Source organism: Streptomyces sp. NPDC093591 (assembly GCF_044764885.1).
GTDB lineage: Bacteria > Actinomycetota > Actinomycetes > Streptomycetales > Streptomycetaceae > Streptomyces.
In genome coordinates, this window is the sequence record NZ_JBIWIY010000011.1 from 195839 (window position 1) to 216986 (window position 21148).

The window sequence follows — 21148 nt, forward strand, 5'->3', positions numbered from 1 at the left end:
CCAGGGGATGCCGCCCCTTCGACCTCGCGTCCCTGGGGGCCTGCGGCCCCCAGACCCCCGCTTCGGCCCTGAACGGGCCTCGTCCTCAAACGCCGGACGGGCTGAAATGCGCGGGCCGGCGTTGTAAGGGGTGTACCACGTGCCCGCTAGTGACATCTTCGTCTTCACTGCGTACGCTCCTGAATATGGATATGCACACTGTGGTGGTGGGGACGTCCGGGGTCACCGCGTCCGACGTCCTTGCCGTGGCGCGTGGTGGCGCGCGCGTCGAGTTGTCGGCGGAGGCGGTTGCGGCGCTTGGCGCGGCGCGGGAGATCGTGGACGCGTTGGCGGCCAAGCCCGACCCGGTCTACGGCGTCTCCACCGGCTTCGGGGCCCTGGCGACCCGGCACATCAGCCAGGAGATGCGGGGCCGGCTGCAGCGCAACATCGTCCGCTCGCACGCCGCCGGGATGGGGCCGCGGGTGGAGCGGGAGGTCGTACGGGCGCTGATGTTCCTGCGGCTGAAGACCGTCTGCTCGGGGCGTACGGGTGTGCGGCCCGAGGTCGCGCAGACCATGGCCGATGTTCTCAACGCCGGTATCACTCCCGTCGTTCACGAGTACGGCTCCCTCGGGTGCTCCGGTGATCTGGCTCCCCTCTCGCATTGCGCCCTCGCGCTCATGGGGGAGGGCGACGCGGAGGGTCCGGACGGGAGCGTGCGGCCGGCCGGGGAACTTCTCGCCGCGCATGGCATCGCGCCCGTCGAACTGCGGGAGAAGGAAGGCCTCGCCCTCCTCAACGGCACCGACGGCATGCTCGGGATGCTCGTCATGGCCCTCGCCGATCTGGACACCCTTTACAAGTCCGCCGACGTCACCGCCGCGCTGAGCCTCGAAGGGCTCCTCGGGACCGACAAGGTGCTCGCACCCGAGCTCCATGCCATTCGGCCGCACCCGGGGCAGGGCGCCTCCGCCGCCAACATGCTGGCCGTGCTGAAGGGTTCGGGACTGACCGGACATCACCAGGACGACGCGCCCCGCGTCCAGGACGCGTACTCCGTGCGGTGTGCTCCGCAGGTCGCCGGTGCCGGGCGGGACACCATGGCGCACGCGCGGCTCGTCGCCGAGCGGGAGCTGGCCTCGGCGGTGGACAATCCCGTCGTGCTGCCCGACGGGCGGGTCGAGTCCAACGGCAACTTCCATGGGGCCCCCGTCGCCTACGTGCTCGACTTCCTCGCCATCGCCGTCGCCGACCTCGCCTCCATCGCCGAGCGGCGCACCGACCGGCTGCTGGACAAGAACCGCAGCCACGGGTTGCCGCCGTTCCTGGCCGACGACGCGGGTGTCGACTCGGGGCTGATGATCGCCCAGTACACCCAGGCCGCCCTGGTGAGCGAGTTGAAGCGGCTGGCCGTTCCGGCGTCCGCCGACTCCATTCCCTCCTCCGCCATGCAGGAGGACCACGTCTCCATGGGCTGGTCCGCCGCCCGCAAGCTGCGCACGGCCATCGACAACCTCACCCGCGTTCTGGCGGTCGAGCTGTACGCCGCCACCCGCGCCATCGAGCTGCGGGAAGGGCTCGCCCCGGCGCCGGCCTCGCAGGCCGTCATCGACGCCGTACGGGCCGCCGGGGTGCGAGGGGCGGGGCCGGATCGGTTCCTGGCGCCCGACCTCGCCGCGGCCGACGCGTTCGTGCGTGGCGGGGAGCTGGTCGTGGCGGTGGAGAAGGTCACCGGGCCGCTCCAGTAATTCCGGTGCTTCCCGTGGTTCCTGAAAGAGGGCCCTGTCGTACGGGCGACAGGGCCCCGGGGCGGCAAAGGGCGGGTTACTTCAGCTTCGTGGCCTGCGCGTCGATGAGGGCGGCCGGGATGTCGTACGCCTTGTCCGACATCATCAGGCCGAGGTTGATCGTGTAGTACGTGGCGAGGGTACTGCCGTGCCGGACCACCTCGATGTGCGTGGTGCCGACGTCGCCGTCCTCCATGTCGCTCACCGCGGCGAACGCCACCGACTCGTCACCGGTGCCGGACGCCTTCTCCGCGCTGATCTTGGTGAGCTTCTGGTCCGTGCCCTGCATGGTGAGGGTGAACCCGCCGGAGCAGCTCTCGACCGCGTCCGACACGGACTTGAAGGTCTCCGCGGCGCCGTCACCGTCGTACGAGGAGAGTCCCACGACGGTCAGGTCGAGGCTCAGCGCGTTGGCGAAGGAGTCCTCGAACTCGCCCTCGCTCAGGTCCTCCAGGGACTTGGAGGCGGTGTCGGTGGGCTTCTTCTTGTCCTCCCTGACCATGACGGCCGCGTTCGAGGCCGAGTCGCCCGGTGCCAGGCCGCCCATGGCGTAGGCCAGCGGGGTGCACTTCTCCTCGCTGCTCTTGATGTCGTCCTTGGACTTCGGCAGCTGCTTGCCGGAGGTGTCCACCTCGTATCCGTCGACATCGCCCTTGGCGATGATCGCCTTCTTCAACTCCGCGGAGCTCAGCGCCTTCGCGTCCGAACCGCCGGAGTCGCCCCCACAACCCGCGACAAGGGCGAGCGTCAGCGCGCTCACGGCAACCGTGGCGGCTACACGCACGCCCGATGATCTCTTCATGGGCGGACTATGAAGGCCATGTCAAGGAATCGTCAAGCCAATTCAAAAGCCGAGCTGCTCCCGGCGCACCGAATAGGCGACGAAGCCCGCGCCCAGCCCGAGGAAGACGGTCCCGCCGATGATGTACGGGGTGGTGTCGAAGCTTCCGGTGTCGGCGAGCCGGGTGCTGTCAGCGGCGGTGTCGTCCGTGCTCTCGGAGGCGGCTCGTGCCTGCTGGGTGACCTGCGTCGACGGGGTCGCCGAAGGCTCCGTTCTCGCCGGCTCGTCCCCCGTCGCGTTGGCGGAGGGCACGAACCACAGGGCGCCCAGCAGGGCCCCCGCGGCGGTGGCGGTCAGCAGCGATCGGCGTGCGGTGGACGACGATCGGTGAGCGGCGGACACGGAATATCGATCCCCTTGTGGCGCTGGCGAATTGGCCGTGTGGGGCGATGTTAGTGAAAGTCGCGGGTCACGGGAAAGTCACAGGGGAAATCAGCCGTACGCTCCGGGCATGAGTGCACCAGAAACATCACGTTTTGTACGGCTTCGCGTGGAACTCGTCCTCGAAGTGGAGGACGAGGACGCCCTGACCAAGGCCGCGCTGCGGCGCATCGCCGGCGACGAGACCATGCCGGCCGACGAACGGGCTCATGCCGAAAGCGCTGTGACGGAAGACACGGCGGAAGCCCTCGCTTATCTGGTCGACCCGTTCGACCTGGTCAGCGAGGTACCGGGAGTCGAGCTCGCGCAAGCCTCCTGGTCCAGCGAACACATCGGCTACGACCCGGATTCGCCGGAGTGGGACCTCGACGACGATGATGTCGACGAGGACTTCGACGACGAAGGAACCGACGGCGGCGAAGGCGCTGAAGGGGCCGAAGGGGCCAAGAGGGCCGGCTGACGCGGCTTGGGGAAATCGTGACCCCGGGCGGCAACCGCCGCCCGGGGTTTCGTCGTCTCATGGGGCGCACTGACCGACATCTGCACCACCTGCCCCGGCGGACGTGGTGTGCCCCACACATCCAAGCAATGTGGAACGGGACGAACCGGTCGTAGCGTTGAAGATTCTTGACGGGGACTCTCGGGCGTTTTGGGATTCGGGAACAATGGAGAAGCGTGTGATGACGAACAGTAAGCGGCGCAAGGGCCTGGCGGTCGCGTCCGCACTGCTCGGTGGTGTCCTGGTGCTCTCCGCCTGCTCCGGCGGCGATGACAACGCCTCCGGAAGCGATGGCGGCGACTCCTCGCAGGCCAAGGTCGACGAGGCGGCCGCCAAGAAGACCTCCGAGGCCCAGATCAAGATCACGCCCGAGGACGGCACCGACAACGCCTCCATCAACAAGTCCGCCGCCGTCACTGTGAGCAAGGGCACGCTCACCGAGGTGACGATGACGACCGCCGAGGGCGCCGCGGTCGAGGGCGAGATATCCGCCGACAAGACCAGCTGGAAGCCCAGCGGCCAGCTGGAGCGCTCCACGACCTACAAGGTCACGGTGACGGCGAAGGACTCCAAGGGCTTGGAGGCCCACGAGAACGCCTCCTTCACCACGGTCTCCCCGGACAACAGCTTCCTCGGCTACTTCACGCCGGAGGACGGCTCGACCGTCGGTGTCGGCATGCCCGTGTCGATCAACTTCGACAAGTCGATCACCAACAAGGCGGCCGTCCAGAAGGGCATCACCGTCTCCACCACCAGCGGCCAGGAAGTGGTCTGCCACTGGTTCAACGACACCCGCATGGACTGCCGGCCCGACGAGTACTGGAAGGAGGGCTCGACCGTCACCATGAAGATGGCCCTGGACGGCGTCGAGGGCTCCAATGGTGTCTACGGCGTCCAGGAGAAGACGGTCACCTTCAAGATCGGCCGCAACCAGATCTCGTACGTCGACGCGAAGACCAAGCAGATGAAGGTCACGCAGGACGGCAAGACCATCAAGACCATCCCGATCTCCGCCGGTTCGCCGGAGAACAAGACCTACGAAGGCATCATGGTGATGTCCGAGAAGTTCAAGGAGACGCGCATGAACGGCGCGACCGTGGGCTTCACGGACGACGACGGCAAGGGCGAGTACGACATCAAGGACGTGCCGCACGCCATCCGCCTGTCCACCTCCGGCACCTTCGTGCACGGCAACTACTGGGGCGCCAAGTCCATCTTCGGCAGCGTGAACACCAGCCACGGCTGCGTGGGCCTGTCCGACACCAAGGGTGCCAACGACAAGGGCACCGCGGGCTACTGGTTCTACAACAACTCGATCGTCGGTGACGTCGTGGTCGTCCAGAACACCGGCGACAAGACCATCGCGCCGGACAACGGCCTCAACGGCTGGAACATGGACTGGGCGCAGTGGAAGGCCGGTTCGGCGGTCTGACGGCTGCTGGGGCAGCGAGCGCACCGCGCACTGACGTGAGCCTATGAAGGCGGCCACCCGACCGGGTGGCCGCCTTCGCGTTCCCGGTGGCCCGAGGACGAAGTGGACGTCGTACTCGCCGAGATGGAGGAACGGAGGAGAAGATCGGGCCCACAGGACACATCACGTGCAACCGCTTACTGTGGCTGGGGCAACACCTGGAAATCCGCGCGACCGCCACGGCCGGACTCGCTTCGGCGGCCATGGTGGTGCAGCTGATCGCAGCTTCTCGGACGAGGGGGACGGCATGAGCGACTCGGACGCAGACCGGCAGGAGCGGTTACCGGACCCCTCGTCGGACCAGCCGGACGCGGAGTCTGCATCCGCTCGACCGTCGGGCCGTTCGCGGATGGCGGTCGTCGCCGCGGCGGTGGTGGTACTGGCGGGGCTGGGCGTCGGCGGTGGGGTGCTGCTGTGGGACGAGGGTGACGGGCCGGGCAAGGCGGCGGTCAAGTTCGCCGACCTGCCCAGCCCTTGCGAGGCGAATCCCGGCATCCTCTTCGGGCCCTCGACTCAGTGGGCCACTGGCATGGATATACCGGGTGAATACGACGAGACCGGACAGGTAAGCTGCACATGGCTCGGCGGCATCGCCAGCGGCCCGGACAAAGGCGCACACTTCGAGCTCTCGCTCCTGTACAGGGACTCGTACACCGACCTCGACGGGGTACCCGCACCCATCACCGTCAAGGGAGCGCCGTCGGCTTCCGCTGCGGGGGACGACTTCGGGGACGAATGCCGGGTTCAGTGGCGGACGTCGTTCGGGAGCGTCATCGTCGTCGCCCGTATGGACTTCGGGAACCAGCCGCAGGACATCTGCGCCGACGCCGCGGAGTTCGCCGCCGCGCTGAAGCCGAGACCGCCGGAGTGAACCTCGATCTGAGCCCCTGTCACGGTGAGCGCCGCGGCGGGGGCTTCTTGCTCCAGCCCTTCAGAGGGGCCGTACGTCGTCCTTGAGCCCGGCGACGAAGGGGGCCCAGGCGTGGGCGGTGAGGAGCAGGGCCGGGCCGTTGGGGGCCTTGGAGTCGCGTACGGGGACGAGGCCGGGGATGTTGTCGGCGACCTCGACGCAGTTGCCGCCGTCGCCGTTGCTGTAGCTCGACTTGCGCCAGAGGGCGGCGCCGGGGAAGTCGCCGGCGATCTCGACGCATTCCCCGCCGTCACCGTTGCTGTAGCTGCTCTTGAACCAGAGAGCGTCACTCAAGTCGATCCGGCTGCCTGCCATTTCGGTAATCCTCTGCCGCTGTCTTGATCATGGCCAGGGACGCGTCTGGTGACAGTGCTACGGCCCTGAGCCGATCGTATGCCTTGCGGTACTGCTTCACGAGGGCCGGATCGTCGATGGTGTCCCCGCTGTAGGACGCCTCCGTGTAAACCAGCGGGGGCGCGTCGGGGAAAGTCATGACCATGATGGAGGCCGCCATCAGGGGATACGCCCCCGCCTTCCGCGGGACGATCTGCGGAACGATCCGGCGCCGCTCGGCCAACTCCACGATCCGGTCCAGCTGATCGGCCATCTCCTGCGACGGCAGGAACGCGTCGGTGAGGAGCGACTCGTGCAGGATCGCCCAGTACTCCGGAGTGGAGTGGTTCTCGTCGAAGAGGCGGGCGCGGGCGAGACGGGCGGTCACCTTCTCCTCGACCCACTCGTCGGCGGCGGCCGGGTGCGCCGACCGGACCAGCGCCCGCGCGTACGGGGCAGTCTGGAGCAGCCCGGGGAAGATGCAGGGGGACCACAACTCGATGGTCTCCGCGTGCCGCTCCGCCTCCAGCGCCTTCTCGAAGTACGCCGCGTGCGGCCCCCGCCGCGCCTTCCGCACATCCTCGCAGTTGCGCTCGAAGTACCCGTCAGTCTTCAGCGTCCGATCCACATGCCGAGCCAGATCGAGCGGCATCCGCCGCTCCCCGCGCTCAATGTCGCTCAGATACGTCTTGCCGTAGAAGCTGCCTTCGAGCAGCCCCTCCAGCGACAGCCCCGCCGCCTCCCGCTTCCACCTCAACTCCTTGCCGTAGAACGTCGGGACGCTCATCGAGCCGTCAATGTCCTTGCGCTGTGCCATCGTTCACCTTCCGCAGCCCAGGTCGCGAACGCGAAGCCCCTTTCACGGTAGCCAGCCGCACGCCAGTCTGTGAGCGATTCGTCACTGAACGCAACGTTCCACAGAAAGGCCCTCACTCGATGCCCACTCCCTGCGACACGACCCTCTGCGCGGAGGAACTCCGCACCGCCCTCGCCCTGCACGGCATCACGCTTCCCTCACTCCGTGCGGACCTCCCGACCTTCGCGGGCGACTACTCGCCACCCGCAGGCCTCGTCGCGCTCGGGAACTGCAACACCGCGACCGCCCGCGCCCTCGCCGCCGTACTCCGCGAGGCGGCCGAACGGTGACCTTCGAGCTGAGTCTCCTCGCCACCCCCAAGTCGGTGCCCGAACTGCGCCATCACCTCCGTCACCACAGCTTCGACGTCCGCCTGTGCGCGAGCGAGTTGCTGACGAACGTCATCGACCATCTCGGGGAGGGCACCCCGGTGACGGTCCGGGTTCTCGGCACGGGCAACGGGTGCACGCGGGTCGAGGTGACCGACCCGGAGCCGGGTGCCCGGCCGGTCCTGCTCCGGGCCACCCCCACGGACGAGTCCGGCCGTGGCCTTGCCCTCCTCGACGCCGTGGCCCGGCGTTGGGGCGTGGAACAGGAGGCGGGCCGTAAGACGGTCTGGTGCGAGCTGGGGGAATGCCTTCAGCGCTCTGTGTAAGCCGCGGAATCCGGGCACACCGGGTCGGATGTCTGACTGTGCAGATACATGGACTGCTCGGCCCTGGTGAAGTTCCGGTTGACGATGCGGCAGATGTCCCGGGCGATCTGTTCGGCGTCCGGGAGCGTCACATTCCACAGGCGTGCGTTCTCGTCGTCGCTGGCGGTGGCGAGGATCTTGCCGTCCGGGCTGAACGCCGCCGAGTTCACCACGTCGGTGTGGCCCGTGAGCACCGCGCGGGCGATTCCTGAAGCCGCGTCCCACACCATCGCGGTGGTGTCGTCGCTGGCGGTGGCGAGGGACGTGCTGTCGGGGCTGAACACCACCGAGTTCACCGAGTCGGTGTGCCCTTTGAGCGTGACGCGGGCCTTGCCTGAGATGGCGTCCCACAGACGCACGGTGTTGTCCGTGCCGCCCGCGGTGGCGAGGGTCCTGCCGTCCGGGCTGAGCGCCATGGAGTTCAGTCCCAGGGGATCCTTCAGCAGGGTCCGGGATGAGCCGGATGCCACGTCGGAGACCTGGACGAAGCCGTCCGTGCTGCCGGAGACGAGGGTTTCACCGTCAGGGCTGAAGGCCACCCAGTGCTGAGGGTCGTACACCAACGCGTTCCCGTTGACATCCCTCAGCGTGCGTCGGGCCTTTCCGGAAGGGACGTCCCACAGTCGTGGGACGCCGTCGTTGTCGATGGTTGCGAATGTCTTGCTGTCAGGGCTGAACGCCATCGAGTCCACCTCGTAGTCGTCGCCCTCAAGAGTGGCGCGCAAGGTGCCGGAGGCGGTGTCCCACAAGCGCGCGAAGCCGTCCGTGCCACCGGACGTGGCGAGGGTCCTGCTGTCCGGGCTGAACAGCAGGGAGTCCAGTCCGCGCGTGTCATTCAGCCCATGGCCCGCGCTGTCGTCGTTCATGTCCCACAGCCAGAGGGCGCCGTCGGACTGGCCGGTGGCAAGCGATCTGCCATCAGGGCTGAACGCTATCGAGTACCAGTTGGTGGTGGAGAAGTCGTGAGGGTCACCGAGAGGATGATGTTCTTCCTTTCCCGAGAGAACTTTCCACAGTTGCACGGAAGCCCAGTCGCCGTAGGTGGCGAGTGTCCTGCCGTCCGGGCTGAACCTCACCGAGTCCAGTTCCGATCCGTCGTGAAGTACGGACCGGGAGTTCCGGTTGGTCGCATTCCAAAGCCGCACATCCCCGAAGGTGCTGCTGGTGGCCAGTATCTTTCCGTCGCGGCTGAACGCCAGGGAACTCACTTCCGTGGTGTGCCCCTTGAGGGTGGCGCGGAAATTACCGGTAACCAGGTCCAGAAGCCGTACGCTGCCGTCGCGATGGCCGGTCGCGATCGTGTTTCCGTCGGGACTGAACGCGATCGACTCAACGGCAGCGGTATAGCCATTGGCGGTGCCGAGCGACTTACCCGTGTCGGCGTTCCAGAGCTTCAGGGTGTCGTACGCGCCGCCGGTGGCCAGGCTCTTGCCGTCGGGGCTGAACGCCAGCGGAGTCGTGCTGTCGGCGAACGAACTCTTCCTGGCGAGTGGGGTACCAGAATTCACATCCCACAGCCGTGTGGTGTTGTCGGCGTCGACGCTGGAATTGACGATCTGGGCGGCGATCGTTTTCCCGTCGGGGCTGAAAGCCAGCGAAAAGGCTTCGCCGGTGCGGTGGTCGAGTGTTCTTCGTGCCTTACCCGAACTCACGTCCCGTAGTCGCACCTTGCTGTCATCGCCGCTGATGGCGACGGTCTTTCCGTCAGGGCTGAAGGCCACTGAACTCGTCCCGTACTCCTCGGGGAGGATCCAGGTGGTTCGGGATTTACCGGAAGTCAGATCCCACAGTTTTACCATTTTGTCGGAGGCGCCGGAATTGACGGTGGCGAGTGTCTTGCCGTCCTGGCTGAAGGCCATGGCCAACTCGGTGCCGTCGTAGGTTTTGAACGTGGCACGGAGTTTGCTGGAAGCCGCGTCCCACAGCCGCACGGTTCCGGAACTGCTGCCGGTGGCGAGTGTCTTGCCGTCGGGGCTGAAGGCCACCTGTGCGAGGTCGTCGTCGCCGTCGAACTCGGGGAGGATGTCTCGCAAGGGGAGGTCCGCGGCTGCGTAGAGAGCTCCCTTCGCCTCGGCGGTGGGGCTCATCCGGTACGCCTTGACGGCCAGCAGCGAAGCCAGGTCGGGGTCGAGGTCCCGCATGTTGGAGGATTCCAGGGCGATCTGCCGTGACTCCGCGGCCAGTTGCCGCGCCTCCGCCTCGTGCTGGGCGGTAATGGCGTCCTGCCGCGAGACGAAGGCCACCCCCGCCGCGATCAGGGCGAGGGCGAGCGCGCCGGCGAGAATGGTGTTGAAGCGCCGCGTGCGGCGGAGTGCGGCGTTCTGGTGTTGATCGCTCGCGGTCAGGAGCGCGGCGACGTCCTGCGGGAGTGAGCGCTTGCGGTCCCACTCAAGCCCTTCGCTCAGGAGGCTTCCGTCCAGCAGGTCTCCGGGAAGCTGTTTTTGACCGTGCAGTTTCGCCTGCTCTGTGGCGCGGTCCAGCCAGACCTGGAACTGGCGGTCCTCGTCGACCCAGTCGCGCAGTTCGCCCCAGTCGCGGATGAGGGCATCGTGGATGAGTTCCGCCGCCGGTTCGCCACGGCTCTGTCCGGGCTGCGACATAGTGCCGATGGTGATCATGCGGTGGCTGGTCAGGGCGGCCAGCACCTTGTCGAAGTCGGCCTCGGGAGCGGGTTCCTCGGCTGCGGGGACTGTGGGTGGTGCCTCGGCGGAGCTGGTCTCGGGAGCGGGTTCCTCGGGCTTGGGGGCCGCTGCCAGTGCGCGTAGCCGGGTGAGGGGAACCTGTCGGCGTGTCGCCGGGATGCCGTTGGCGTCGTCCGCCGGCCGTACGAGCGCGGTCAGGATCCTCTGGGCCATCGCGCCCTGGGCGTCGTTCTCCAACTCGTCGATGGCGCGGTTGCACCAGTTCTTCAAGGCGCCGGTCACGGTGCCGAGATTGCGATAGCCCTGGCGCGTGAGGCGGCCGTCGTGGTCGTCGAGCTTGTCGCACAGTTGGCTCAGTGCCAGCTCCAGGGGCGGGAGCAGAGTGACCGGCACCTGGTCGTTGGCGGTACCGGCGGTGTGGATGATGTCCCGGACGATCAAGTCCGCCAAGCCGCTCTCGACGCCGATGCCGACCTCTTCGGCGGGCCCGGTGATGATCTCTTCGAGCTCCTCGGCGGTCAACGTCCGGGGGACGTTGACCAGGCCGGGCAGCACGGTGTTCATGAGGTCGGGAGCCAGGGCCTCAAGGGGGGCGTAGAAGTCGTTGCGCATGATCAGGATCAGGCTCACGGGCACGCGTGAGCGGATCAGTTCGACGAGTTGACTGGCGACAGCCAGACGTCTGTCGGAGGCGGGGGCTCCCTCTGCCGGCGTCGGCTGCTGGGTGAGCAACTCCTCGAACTGGTCGATGACCAGGACCAGACGAGCGCAGCCCCGATCATCCGCCAGACGGCGTTTGACCGCGGGCAGAATGCCGTCGGTGGCGGCCCCGGGCAGTCCGGCATCCTCAAGTGCGGTGAGTAGGTCCTGGTTTGGCCGGGCGACCACGTGCGACCACTGGGCACTCCCTGGGATGCGTCCCTTGACCAGGGCAGGGAGTACTCCGGCGTTGATCAAGGAGGACTTGCCGGCGCCCGATGGGCCGAGGAGCAAGAGCGCGCGAGGGTGCTGTTCCAGGGCTGCCGTCACGCTCCGCACAGCGGAGTCCCGGCCTTTGAACAACTTCGCGTGTTTCGCGTCGAACGACTCCAGCCCCCGGTAAGGAGGCACCTGGGTCCAGACCAACTCCGGGCATAGCTTGCGCAGTTCATCGGTGGGCGTGCCGTATGCCATGTTCTGCCCTCTGGCGTGGGCATCCGTCGGGGTGATCGAGTTGACCATGGCGATCACCAGACCCGTGTGCTCGTCCACGACCGGTCCACCGCTGAAGCCGGTCGTCAGGCCGTTGCCGTCGGACAGCTGCAACAAGTCGCCCATACCTTCGGAGTGGGTCACGTCACCGGCCTTGGCGTAGCCGTAGTGGCCGTCCGCTATTGCCTGGGAGGGGAACCCGAACGAGAACACGTCATTCCCTTGACGCCCCCGAGCCGACCTCATCGGCAACGGCACGGCACCCGGCAGGACACTCTCAAGCCGTACGACAGCGATGTCCTCCGCCTCCGATGCCCGCCACCGGTCGGCCAGCACCAGCCCGGTCCTCTCGGGCTGGTTCGGCAGATGGGGGAAGACGAGTCGCACCTGCCCGTCGGGGCCCTGCCCCACGGCCTCCACCACGTGCGCACAGGTGACGACCAAGTCCTCATGGATCAGGAAGCTCGCGCCGGCGACACTGCCGTCGGCCTTGAGGACCTTGGCAGTGGCGGCTCTCACGGCCTCACGGCCACTGCCACTACCCCACACAGGACTCTCCGTCACCGTCACGTCCCCGTCCTCAACCGGAGGTGCCAACGTCGGTCCCCCTGTTCTGCCACAGCACCCGCACCTTCAGATGAACCCCCGCGCCGGTCTTGGTGATGACAGCCCCGGCCTCCGTCGCCAGATTGACGCCGAACTCCACTTCGACCTCGTCCGGGCCGGCCTCCCTCAGCTGTTCCAGTACTGCCCGTGCAGTGTCACGGACCGGTACGAGACTCTCCTGCAGGGTCCTGGGCAGCTCACGGATCCCGTCCGCGATCCGGCCGGCCTTCACCGGGCCGCTGGACCCCGCCGGCGTGGTTGGCACCGCTTCGAACAGGATCGTCCCGCCGTCCTCGAGCGGTACACGCAGCAGGCCCTGCATCAACTTCCCTTCCTCCAGGCTTAGTTCGCATCAAGAGATGCCAGCTTCAACCATGTACGCGCATGGTGTCAGCCCGCTCGCGACGGGCGCGATTTTCACCGGAGCACCACATCCGGAGGTTCCGGCGCAAGCTTCACGCCGCTGACAGCGTCGTGAGAGCTCACCCCGGGCTCACGTACAGCCTTCTCATCCATCTCTTATTTCGGCCCTATCTCTTCATCACGCGCCGTTCTGCTTTGCGGCGCATGTTCTTCACCCGGTCTCTTGTGAGGAGGCCCCGGCGTTCAGCCAGGAGGAAGCGCATCCCGTGGCAGCGATGCGGAGTGTCGCCGTATCCGGCGCCTCCTAGACGCGGAGCGCCGCTCCCGCCTGCCGACGAGCCGAGTGAATGTGAACACCTGTGCCCGCGTGCGCCGATTGGGGTGATTGTGGCGGGAGCTGAGTGCTGGTGTGCGGATATCGCACGTATGGTCGTCCGGCGGGGATGCGTGACCGGAACTTGGGCGGGGGTGATGGTGTGGCGGTAGGGGTGAGGGCCGACGGGGTGGGGCATGCCCGGTACACTTTCCGGCTTCGCGTGTCATACGCTGCCAGCGGAGCCCTGTTGGCGGAGTGGGGCCGGTGCCGGTGGGTGTGGAACGAGTGTGTGGCCAAGTCCAAGGCCGTGCACTTGAATAACAGGGCGGGGGGAGAGAAGCGGACGTGCGGCCCGGCACAGCTTGACAAGATGTTGACCGAGGCGCGCAAGGCGACCCCGTGGCTACGCGAGGGCTCCTCGGTGCCGCAGCAGCAGGTCATCAGGGACTTCGGTAAGTCCCGCGCCAAGGCTCAAAAGGACATCAAGGACCGGCTGGTCATGGCACGCCGGGCTGGGATGCCCAGGTGGAAGAAGAAGCGCGAGGCGCTGTCCACTCTCAACTACACCCGACGTGGTTTCCAATTGAAGGACGGAGTGCTGCACCTAGCGGGCGGGATCGTCTTGACTGTGGTGTGGTCCCGGGAGTTGCCCGCGGCCCCGTCCAGTGTCCGCATCTACCAGGACAGCATCGGTCACTGGTACGCCAGCTTCGTCGTCCTCGCCGCCGTCGAGCCGCTGCCCAAGACCGGTGCGGTGATCGGCATCGACTGGGGTGTGAAGGAGACCGCCACCACCACATCCGCAGCCCACGATCTCCCGCACGCCGAGCACGGCAAGAAGGCCAAGGAGAAGCTGACCCGGTACGACCGAATGGTGGCCCGCCGCAAGCCGAAGAAGGGCCAGACCGGTTCGAAGGGCTACCGCGAAGCGAAGCGACTGCGCGCCAAGGCATGCAAGAAGGTCGCCCGACAGCGTCAGGACACCGGCCGCAAATGGGCCAAGGCCGTCGTGACCACCCATGACGCCCTGGCCGTCGAGGACTTCAAGCCGAAGTTCCTCGCCAGGACGACCATGGCCCGCAAGGCTGCCGACGCCGCCATCGGCGCCACGAAACAGGCCTTGATCGAGATGGGCCGCAAGCACGGCCGTGCCGTGCATCTGGTACACCCCGCGCATACCACGATGGACTGCGCGCACTGCGGAGCGAGAGCCAAGCACGCATTGCCGCTGGGTGAGCGCACCTACACCTGCAACGCATGCGGAACCGTGAGGCCACGGGACAAGAACTCCGCACGCGTGATGCTCGTCCGGGCTGGTCTCAACCCGGCTGGTGCTGAGGGCGTAAGACCGCCTGGGGTGCTGCCCCAGGCGGCTGCCTGAGCCAGGAATCCCGTCCCTTCAGGGAGGGGAGGATTCAACTACCTGAGGCGCGAGCTGCGTCGCCGCTGGCGCTGCACCCGAGGCGAGGAAACCGTCGACATCCACCCTCCTGCAGATGCTCGGCGGCCTGGACCGGCCCACCGCAGGTGAAGTCGTGCTCGACGGCACCGACTTGGCCAAGCTCTCCGAAACCCGGCTGACAAAGGTCCGCAGCGAGAACATCGGCTTCGTGTTCCAGTCCTTCAACCTCATCCCCACCCTCACCGCACAGGAGAACGTCGAGACCGCCCTCGTCCCCCTCGGCGTAAAGACGAAGGAGCGGCGCGAACGTGCCGCCGAGGCACTGAAGTCGGTAGGGCTCGGAGAGCGCCTCGGGCATCTGCCGAGCGAGATGTCCGGCGGCCAGCAGCAGCGCGTCGCCATCGCCCGCGCGCTGGTCAAGGAGCCGAAGGTGCTGCTGGCCGACGAACCCACCGGCAACCTCGACGAGTCGATGCGCGACGAGATCATGGACGTACTCGAACGCATGTGGAAGGAGCTCGGGTTGACCTTCATCATGGTCACCCACGACTCGGCGATCGCGAAAAAGGCCCCGCGGGTGGCGACCATCCGCAAGGGACGGATCACTGTCAAGGAGAACGCGGGGGCGTAACACCACAACTCTGTAACGGAGTTGGGCCGACGCGTAACAGTCGGCAGGGCGCGCTTCTTACCTTCCTCTCATCTATTGAGGTGCCTGATCGCCCCTCGGCATACTGCGTATTCCGGGGGGCGAAGCGCGTGTGCGCGGGATCTCCTCCGGCCGGGTGAACAGCGAATTCACCCGGACCTTCTGCAAGGGGGAAACTTGCGCAGAAACGTCAGAAGAACATGCGCGGCCTCTGTCGCCACGGCGGCCGCCGTCGCCCTCGCCGCGGGCATGACCAGCCCGGCGTCGGCCGAAGCGGAGCAGCGCCCGTCCGGCGCCGGCGCCGCTGCCTCGCTCACAGCCCCGCACCGCATCACCCTGATCACGGGTGACCGGGTCTCCGTCGACTCCAAGGGCCGCGTGGTCGGCCTGGAGCGGGCGAAGGGGCGCGAGCACATACCCGTACAGATACGCAAGGCCGGCGGGCACACGCTCGTCACCCCGGCCGACGCGGCCCAGTTGGTCGCCGCCGGCAAGCTCGACCAGCGGCTCTTCGACATCACCGAGCTCAACAAGTCGGCGACCCGCACCTCCCAGGCCAAGGGCCTGAAGGTCATCGTCGGCTACAAGGGTGCCGCCGCCGGCACCAAGGCCGATGTCCGTGACGCGGGCAAGCTCCGCCGGACCCTGAAGTCCCTCAACGCGGACGCGGTGCAGACCGCGCACCAGGACGCGCCCGAGCTGTGGGACGCGCTCACCAACGGCGACAAGGCCGCCTCCGGTATCGCGCACATCTGGCTCGACGGCGTCCGCAAGGCCAGCCTCGACAAGTCGGTCGCGCAGATCGGCGCCCCCAAGGCGTGGGAGGCCGGCTACGACGGCAAGGGCGTCAAGATCGCCGTACTGGACACCGGCGTCGACGCGACCCACCCGGACCTCAAAGACCAGGTGATCGCGGCCAAGAACTTCACGCCGGCCGCCACCGCGGAGGACAAGGTCGGTCACGGCACGCACGTCGCGTCCATCGCGGCGGGCACCGGCGCCAAGTCCGGCGGCAAGTACAAGGGTGTGGCGCCCGGCGCCGACATCCTCAACGGCAAGGTCCTCGACGACACCGGCTCCGGTGACGACTCCGGCATCCTCGCCGGCATGGAGTGGGCCGCCGAGCAGGGTGCCCAGGTCGTCAACATGAGCCTGGGCGGCGGCGACACCCCGGAGATCGACCCGCTGGAGGCGGCGGTCAACAAGCTGTCCGCCGAGAAGGGGATCCTCTTCGCGATCGCGGCGGGCAACTCCGGGCCGGAGTCGGTCGGTTCGCCGGGCAGCGCGGAGGCCGCGCTCACCGTCGGCGCCGTGGACGACAAGGACCAGCTCGCCGAGTTCTCCAGCACCGGCCCGCGGCTCGGCGACGGCGCCGTCAAGCCGGACGTCACCGCGCCCGGCGTGGACATCACGGCGGCGTCCGCCAAGGGCAGCCTCATCGAGCAGGAGGTCGGCGAGAACCCGGCCGGCTACCTGAGCATCTCGGGTACGTCCATGGCGACCCCGCATGTCGCGGGCGCCGCGGCGATCCTCAAGCAGCAGCACCCGGACTGGACGTACGCCGAGCTGAAGGGCGCGCTGACCGGTTCCACCAAGGGCGGCAAGTACACGCCGTTCGAGCAGGGTTCGGGCCGTATCCAGGTCGACAAGGCCATCAAGCAGACCGTGATCGCCGACCCGGTGTCGGTCAGCTTCGGTGTGCAGCAGTGGCCGCACACCGACGACAAGCCGGTCACCAAGGAGCTGACGTACCGCAACCTCGGTACCACTGACGTCACGCTCACGCTGTCCTCGACCGCGACCAACCCCAAGGGGCAGGCGGCTCCCGCGGGCTTCTTCAAGCTGGGCGCGACGAAGGTGACGGTCCCGGCGGGCGGCAAGGCCTCCGTCGACTTCACCGTCAACACGAAGCTGGGTGGCACGGTCGACGGCGCCTACTCCGCGTACGTCACGGCGACGGGCGGCGGGCAGAGCGTCCGTACGGCCGCCGCGGTGCAGCGCGAGATGGAGTCGTACGACGTCACCATCAAGCACATCGACAAGGACGGCAAGCCGGACGCCGACTACAACACCGTCCTGCTCGGCTACTCGGGTCTGGCGACCGACCGGTCGTACCAGGTGCCGCTCGCCGAGTCCGGCACGACCAAGATGCGGCTGCCCAAGGGCACGTACCTGCTGGACGCCTGGATCGCCAAGGACTGGGTGAACCTGGAGGGCGGCCTCGACTGGGTGGTCCAGCCGAAGCTGAGCGTCACCAAGAACACCTCCGTGACGATCGACGGCCGCACGACCAGGTCGGCGGACATCACTGTGCCGGACGCGCAGGCCAAGCAGGTGCTCGCGAGCACCAGTTACTACTACGAACCGGCGGGCATCGGCATCGGCGTCGGCCTCGGCTCCTTCGCCGACATGCGCATGGCACACCTGGGCCCGGAGATCGCCAGCGGTCTGAACCAGACCTGGAACGGCCAGTGGACCAAGGGCGCCGCCGCCGAGTACGACGTCGCCACCACCGCCAAGGTCAAGAAGATCCAGGGCAAGAAGGTCCGCCACTTCAAGGCGGGCGAGCTCGCCAAGGTGAAGAACAACCTCGGTGCCGCGGCCCCCGGCAAGACCGGCGCGCTGGTCCCCGTGGGCCTCTTCCCCGAGGACGTGGCGATCGGCACGCCGATCGAGCAGAAGCTGCCCGGCTCGCGGACGGTGTACCTGTCGACGTCCGACAAGATCAAGTGGACGTTCGACTTCATGCAGTACGCGGGCAAGGACGCGGACGGCTTCCCGATCAGCGACGCCTACTACACCCTGGGCAACGCGCAGACCTTCAAGGCGGGCCAGAGCTACTCGAAGACCTTCAACACGGCGGTCTTCGGCCCGCACATCAACGCGGACTACGGCCTGTTCCGTGACGGCAACGACATCTACGGCTTCCTGCCGCTGTTCGCCGACGCCAACAAGCACGCCGGCTCGTCGGACTTCACCGCGGTGACCACGAGCCTGTACCGCAACGGCACCAAGGTCGGCACCAACGACGACCCGCTGATGGGCGGGAAGGCGTTCACGGTTCCGGCCGGGGAGGCCGAGTACAAGCTGACGACCTCGGTCAAGCGGAGCGCCAAGGTCGCGGCCGCCTCCACGCGGATCGACGCGAGCTGGACCTTCCGCTCCAAGAAGCCGCCGGCCTCCGGTGGCGACTCGGCAGCCCAGCAGGTCAAGCTTCCGGCCTCCACGGTCCGCTTCAACGCCACGACGGGCCTGGACAGCCGGGTCGAGGCCGACAAGAAGGTGACGTTCCCGGTCACCGTCGTGGGCTCGGCCGCGGGCAGCAACCTGAAGTCGCTGCACGTGTACGTGTCGTACGACTACGGCCAGACCTGGAAGAAGCTCGAGGTCAAGAACGGCAAGATCACCGTGAAGAACCCGGCGAAGGGGAAGGCCATCTCCTTCCACGCCAAGGTCGCCGACAAGAAGGGCAACAAGTCGACGGTCTCGATCTACAACGCGTATTACGGCAAGTGATCGAGTGGCTCACATGTGACCCATGTGGGCCATGAGCGAACCGCCCGCCGGAAGTACAGCTTCCGGCGGGCGGTTCGTGTTTCGTTGAGGTCATGACGGCACACACGGTGGAATACATCCGGTACCGCATTCCCGAGCAGAAATCGGCCGAGTTCCTGGCCGCCTACACCCGCGCCGCGGCTCAGCTGGCCGCGTCCCCGCACTGCGTCGACTATGAACTCGCCCGCTGCGAGGAGGACTTCGCGCACTACGTCCTGCGCATCACCTGGACCTCGACGCAGGACCACATGGAGGGCTTTCGCGAGTCGGAGCTCTTCCCCGACTTCCTCGCCGAGATCCGCCCGTACATCCCGTACATCGAGGAGATGCGCCACTACAAGCCGACGACGGTCCGCGGCACGGGCGCGTCGGTGCCGACGCTCTACGCCTGGGCGGGCGGCGCGGAGGCGCTCTCCCGCCTGACGTCCGTCTTCTACGACAAGGTCCACAAGGACGACCTCCTGGCCCCGCTGTTCGCGGACCTGGACCCGGCCCACGCCGAACATGTGGCGCTCTGGCTCGGCGAGGTCTTCGGCGGCCCGCCCGCCTACTCCGAGACCCAGGGCGGCCACGGCCACATGGTCGCCAAGCACATGGGCCGGGGGATCACCGAGCCCCAGCGCCGCCGCTGGGTCGACCTCATCCAGGACGCGGCCGACGAGGCGGGTCTGCCGACGGACGCGGAGTTCCGTTCGGCGTTCCTGGCGTACGTGGAGTGGGGGACGCGGCTGGCGGTGCACTTCTCGGGGCCGGACGCGGTGCCGCCGGCGGAGCAGCCGGTGCCGAGGTGGAACTGGGGGGCCGCGCCGCCGTATCGGGGATGACGGTTCGCCGGGGCGGGAGGGCGCCGTTGCCGTAGGGGACGGCCCATGGTCGCCGGCACGCGGTTCGTCTTCCGAGGCCTCACGCATCAGCCGCAGAAAGCGGGAGTCGGCCGTCGTGGCCCTGCGGCGCGGCGCGGGACCGGCGGCGTAGTTCGCCCTCGCACCGCCCGGAGCGCGTCAGTCGCCGCTGCCGTACGGCCGTGTCAGGATCTCCAGGTTGTGGCCGTTCGGGTCTTCGAAGTACGTGCCGCGGCCGCCGTCGTTGTGGTTGATCTCGCCGGGGCGGCGGTGGTGGGGGTCGGCCCAGTGCGTCAGACCGGCCGCCCGTATCCGGCCGAAGATCGTGTCGAAGTCGTCCTCCGACACCAGGAACGCGTAGTGCTGCGGCGTGATCGCGCCGGGCGAGTCCAGGTAGTCCAGGGTCACCCCGTTGGGGATCTCGACCGGGATGAAGGGGCCGTACTGCGGGCTCACCTCCAGGCCCAGGATGTCGGCGAGGAACCGGGCCGACGCCTTCTTGTCGTGCGCGGCGACGATGGTGTGGTCGAGCCGGACGGTCATCGGGGCTGCCTCCTCGTGTGGACGGCTCGGACGGGCTCCTGGTTTCACGCTAGGCAGGGCCGCCGCCCGGCACATCGGCCGCAGGGACGGGGTGGCGCTACTCCTCTGGTCCTCCGTCCTCGGGCCCCAGCTCCGGAGCCCCCCGTTCCGCATTTGATCGATCAGGTTAAGGTAAGGCTCGCCTTAGTAATCGTGGATCGTTCGTTGGAGCAGTCGTGCGCGCAGTGGGAATGAAGGCCGTCGGAACCAAGGCCGTCCTGGCCACGGCCGTCGTCGGAGGGCTGCTCGTCGGCTGCTCGGCCTCGGACGGCGGTGGCGGCGCCAAGAAGGAGGACGGCTCGCGCAGTCAGGTCATCGGTGCCTCCGAAGGCGACGGCCCCTCCGCCGCGCCCAGCGCCCTCGCCGACGGCATGGGTGCCGACACCGACGAGGACGGCGCCTTCCCGCGCACCGTCAAGCACTTCCAGGGCAGCACGACCATCAAGGCCGAGCCCGAGAAGATCGCCGTCCTCAGCACCGGGCAGCTCGACGACCTGCTCTCGCTCGGCGTCGTGCCCACGGCCACCACCCGCGCCGACAACGCCGGGCTCGTACCGGACTACCTCGCCGACGCCTTCCCCAAGGACAAGGCCCGGCTCGCCGCGATGACCGACGCGGGCACCCGGCAGGCGCCCAACCTCGAATCGCTCGCCGCCGCCAAGCCCGACCTGATCCTCGCCAACGACTCGCTCGGCGACCTCTACCCCAAGCTCTCCAAGATCGCGCCCACCGTGATCACCGCCGGCAACGGCGTCAACTGGAAGCGCGACCTGCTGCTCGTCGGCGAGGCCGTCGGCAAGGGGCAGCAGGCGCGGAAGCTGCTCGGTGAGATCGTCGCCGAGGCGAAGGGGAAGGGACAGGACATCGGCGGGGACCCCGCCGTGTCCATGGTGCGGTTCACGCCGGACCGGACCCGGATGTTCGGGGTGTCGTCCTTCACCGGGTCCATCGCCGTGGACATGGGGCTCAAGCGGCCCAAGTCGCAGCAGTTCAACGCCATTTCGGAGGACATCGGCCCCGAGAGCGTCGACACCGCCGACGGCGACTGGATCTTCTACTCCGTGCAGGGGGACCCGGCGAAGACCGACGCCGCGAGCGTCGTGGCCGGGCCGCTGTGGAAGTCCATGAAGGCGGTCGAGGCCGGCCACGCCGTGAAGGTGGACGACGACCCGTGGTACCTCAACGCCGGTCCCACGGCAGCGCGTCTGGTGATCTCGGAACTCGCCGAGAACATCGGCAAGTAGAC

Annotated in this window: 17 protein-coding genes and 1 pseudogene; 11 read left to right on the top strand and 7 right to left on the bottom strand. The window is 67.8% G+C overall.

Annotated features, from left to right (window positions below):
- Positions 1–185: 185 nt before the first annotated feature.
- Positions 186–1730, top strand: a complete 1545-nt coding sequence (gene hutH / locus ACIREI_RS24290; RefSeq protein ID WP_403336398.1) for a histidine ammonia-lyase — start codon at positions 186–188, stop codon at positions 1728–1730.
- A gap of 76 nt (positions 1731–1806) precedes the next feature.
- Here hutH and ACIREI_RS24295 read toward each other — a convergent pair whose 3' ends face one another.
- Positions 1807–2571 (bottom strand): hypothetical protein, encoded by a 765-nt coding sequence (locus ACIREI_RS24295; protein WP_403336401.1) that lies wholly within the window; start codon positions 2569–2571, stop codon positions 1807–1809.
- A gap of 42 nt (positions 2572–2613) precedes the next feature.
- A complete protein-coding gene (locus ACIREI_RS24300; RefSeq protein ID WP_403336403.1) occupies positions 2614–2952 on the bottom strand; it encodes an LPXTG cell wall anchor domain-containing protein in 339 nt (112 codons plus the stop codon).
- Between the two features lie 109 nt (positions 2953–3061).
- Here ACIREI_RS24300 and ACIREI_RS24305 point away from each other — a divergent pair, with 109 nt between their 5' ends.
- The 3 genes from ACIREI_RS24305 (at position 3062) to ACIREI_RS24315 (ending at position 5832) form a co-directional block, all read left to right on the top strand.
- Positions 3062–3451, top strand: coding sequence for a hypothetical protein (locus ACIREI_RS24305; protein ID WP_403336406.1), 390 nt, complete (start codon positions 3062–3064; stop codon positions 3449–3451).
- Positions 3452–3671: 220 nt separating this feature from the next.
- The gene (locus ACIREI_RS24310) at positions 3672–4922 is read left to right on the top strand and encodes an Ig-like domain-containing protein (protein ID WP_403336409.1); all 1251 of its coding nucleotides are present in this window, start codon (positions 3672–3674) and stop codon (positions 4920–4922) included.
- A gap of 286 nt (positions 4923–5208) precedes the next feature.
- Positions 5209–5832, top strand: coding sequence for a hypothetical protein (locus ACIREI_RS24315; RefSeq protein WP_403336411.1), 624 nt, complete (start codon positions 5209–5211; stop codon positions 5830–5832).
- Between the two features lie 60 nt (positions 5833–5892).
- On the opposite strand, the gene ACIREI_RS24320 is transcribed toward ACIREI_RS24315, so the two are convergent.
- Together ACIREI_RS24320 and ACIREI_RS24325 are read right to left on the bottom strand one after the other, a co-directional pair.
- A complete protein-coding gene (locus ACIREI_RS24320) occupies positions 5893–6186 on the bottom strand; it encodes a DUF397 domain-containing protein (protein WP_403336413.1) in 294 nt (97 codons plus the stop codon).
- Positions 6158–7021 (bottom strand): Scr1 family TA system antitoxin-like transcriptional regulator, encoded by an 864-nt coding sequence (locus tag ACIREI_RS24325; protein WP_403336416.1) that lies wholly within the window; start codon positions 7019–7021, stop codon positions 6158–6160. The genes ACIREI_RS24320 and ACIREI_RS24325 overlap by 29 nt, the downstream gene beginning before the upstream one ends.
- Positions 7022–7140: 119 nt before the next feature.
- On the opposite strand from ACIREI_RS24325, the gene ACIREI_RS24330 reads away from it, so the two are divergent.
- Together ACIREI_RS24330 and ACIREI_RS24335 are read left to right on the top strand one after the other, a co-directional pair.
- A complete protein-coding gene (locus ACIREI_RS24330; RefSeq protein WP_403336418.1) occupies positions 7141–7350 on the top strand; it encodes a hypothetical protein in 210 nt (69 codons plus the stop codon).
- Positions 7347–7715, top strand: coding sequence for an ATP-binding protein (locus tag ACIREI_RS24335; RefSeq protein ID WP_403336420.1), 369 nt, complete (start codon positions 7347–7349; stop codon positions 7713–7715). The genes ACIREI_RS24330 and ACIREI_RS24335 overlap by 4 nt, the downstream gene beginning before the upstream one ends.
- On the opposite strand, the gene ACIREI_RS24340 is transcribed toward ACIREI_RS24335, so the two are convergent.
- Together ACIREI_RS24340 and ACIREI_RS24345 are read right to left on the bottom strand one after the other, a co-directional pair.
- The gene (locus tag ACIREI_RS24340) at positions 7700–12106 is read right to left on the bottom strand and encodes a trypsin-like peptidase domain-containing protein (RefSeq protein WP_403336423.1); all 4407 of its coding nucleotides are present in this window, start codon (positions 12104–12106) and stop codon (positions 7700–7702) included. The genes ACIREI_RS24335 and ACIREI_RS24340 overlap by 16 nt on opposite strands.
- A 61-nt stretch (positions 12107–12167) precedes the next feature.
- Positions 12168–12515, bottom strand: coding sequence for a CU044_2847 family protein (locus ACIREI_RS24345; protein WP_403336426.1), 348 nt, complete (start codon positions 12513–12515; stop codon positions 12168–12170).
- 484 nt (positions 12516–12999) lie between these two features.
- On the opposite strand from ACIREI_RS24345, the gene ACIREI_RS24350 reads away from it, so the two are divergent.
- The 4 genes and pseudogenes from ACIREI_RS24350 (at position 13000) to ACIREI_RS24365 (ending at position 19302) form a co-directional block, all read left to right on the top strand.
- On the top strand, positions 13000–14253 hold the full coding sequence (locus ACIREI_RS24350) for an RNA-guided endonuclease InsQ/TnpB family protein (protein WP_403336760.1): 1254 nt from the start codon (positions 13000–13002) through the stop codon (positions 14251–14253).
- Positions 14254–14353: 100 nt separating this feature from the next.
- A pseudogene (locus ACIREI_RS24355) lies at positions 14354–14905 on the top strand (ABC transporter ATP-binding protein); the annotation flags it as partial.
- Positions 14906–15172: 267 nt separating this feature from the next.
- Positions 15173–18439, top strand: a complete 3267-nt coding sequence (locus ACIREI_RS24360) for a S8 family peptidase (RefSeq protein ID WP_403336762.1) — start codon at positions 15173–15175, stop codon at positions 18437–18439.
- Positions 18440–18531: 92 nt separating this feature from the next.
- The gene (locus tag ACIREI_RS24365; protein ID WP_403336428.1) at positions 18532–19302 is read left to right on the top strand and encodes a group II truncated hemoglobin; all 771 of its coding nucleotides are present in this window, start codon (positions 18532–18534) and stop codon (positions 19300–19302) included.
- A 177-nt stretch (positions 19303–19479) separates the two neighbouring features.
- Here ACIREI_RS24365 and ACIREI_RS24370 read toward each other — a convergent pair whose 3' ends face one another.
- Positions 19480–19863, bottom strand: coding sequence for a VOC family protein (locus tag ACIREI_RS24370; RefSeq protein WP_403336430.1), 384 nt, complete (start codon positions 19861–19863; stop codon positions 19480–19482).
- 230 nt (positions 19864–20093) lie between these two features.
- Between ACIREI_RS24370 and ACIREI_RS24375 the strand changes: the two genes are divergently transcribed.
- Entirely contained in the window at positions 20094–21146 is a 1053-nt protein-coding gene (locus ACIREI_RS24375) for an ABC transporter substrate-binding protein (protein WP_403336764.1), read from the top strand.
- The last annotated feature ends 2 nt before the right edge of the window (positions 21147–21148 follow it).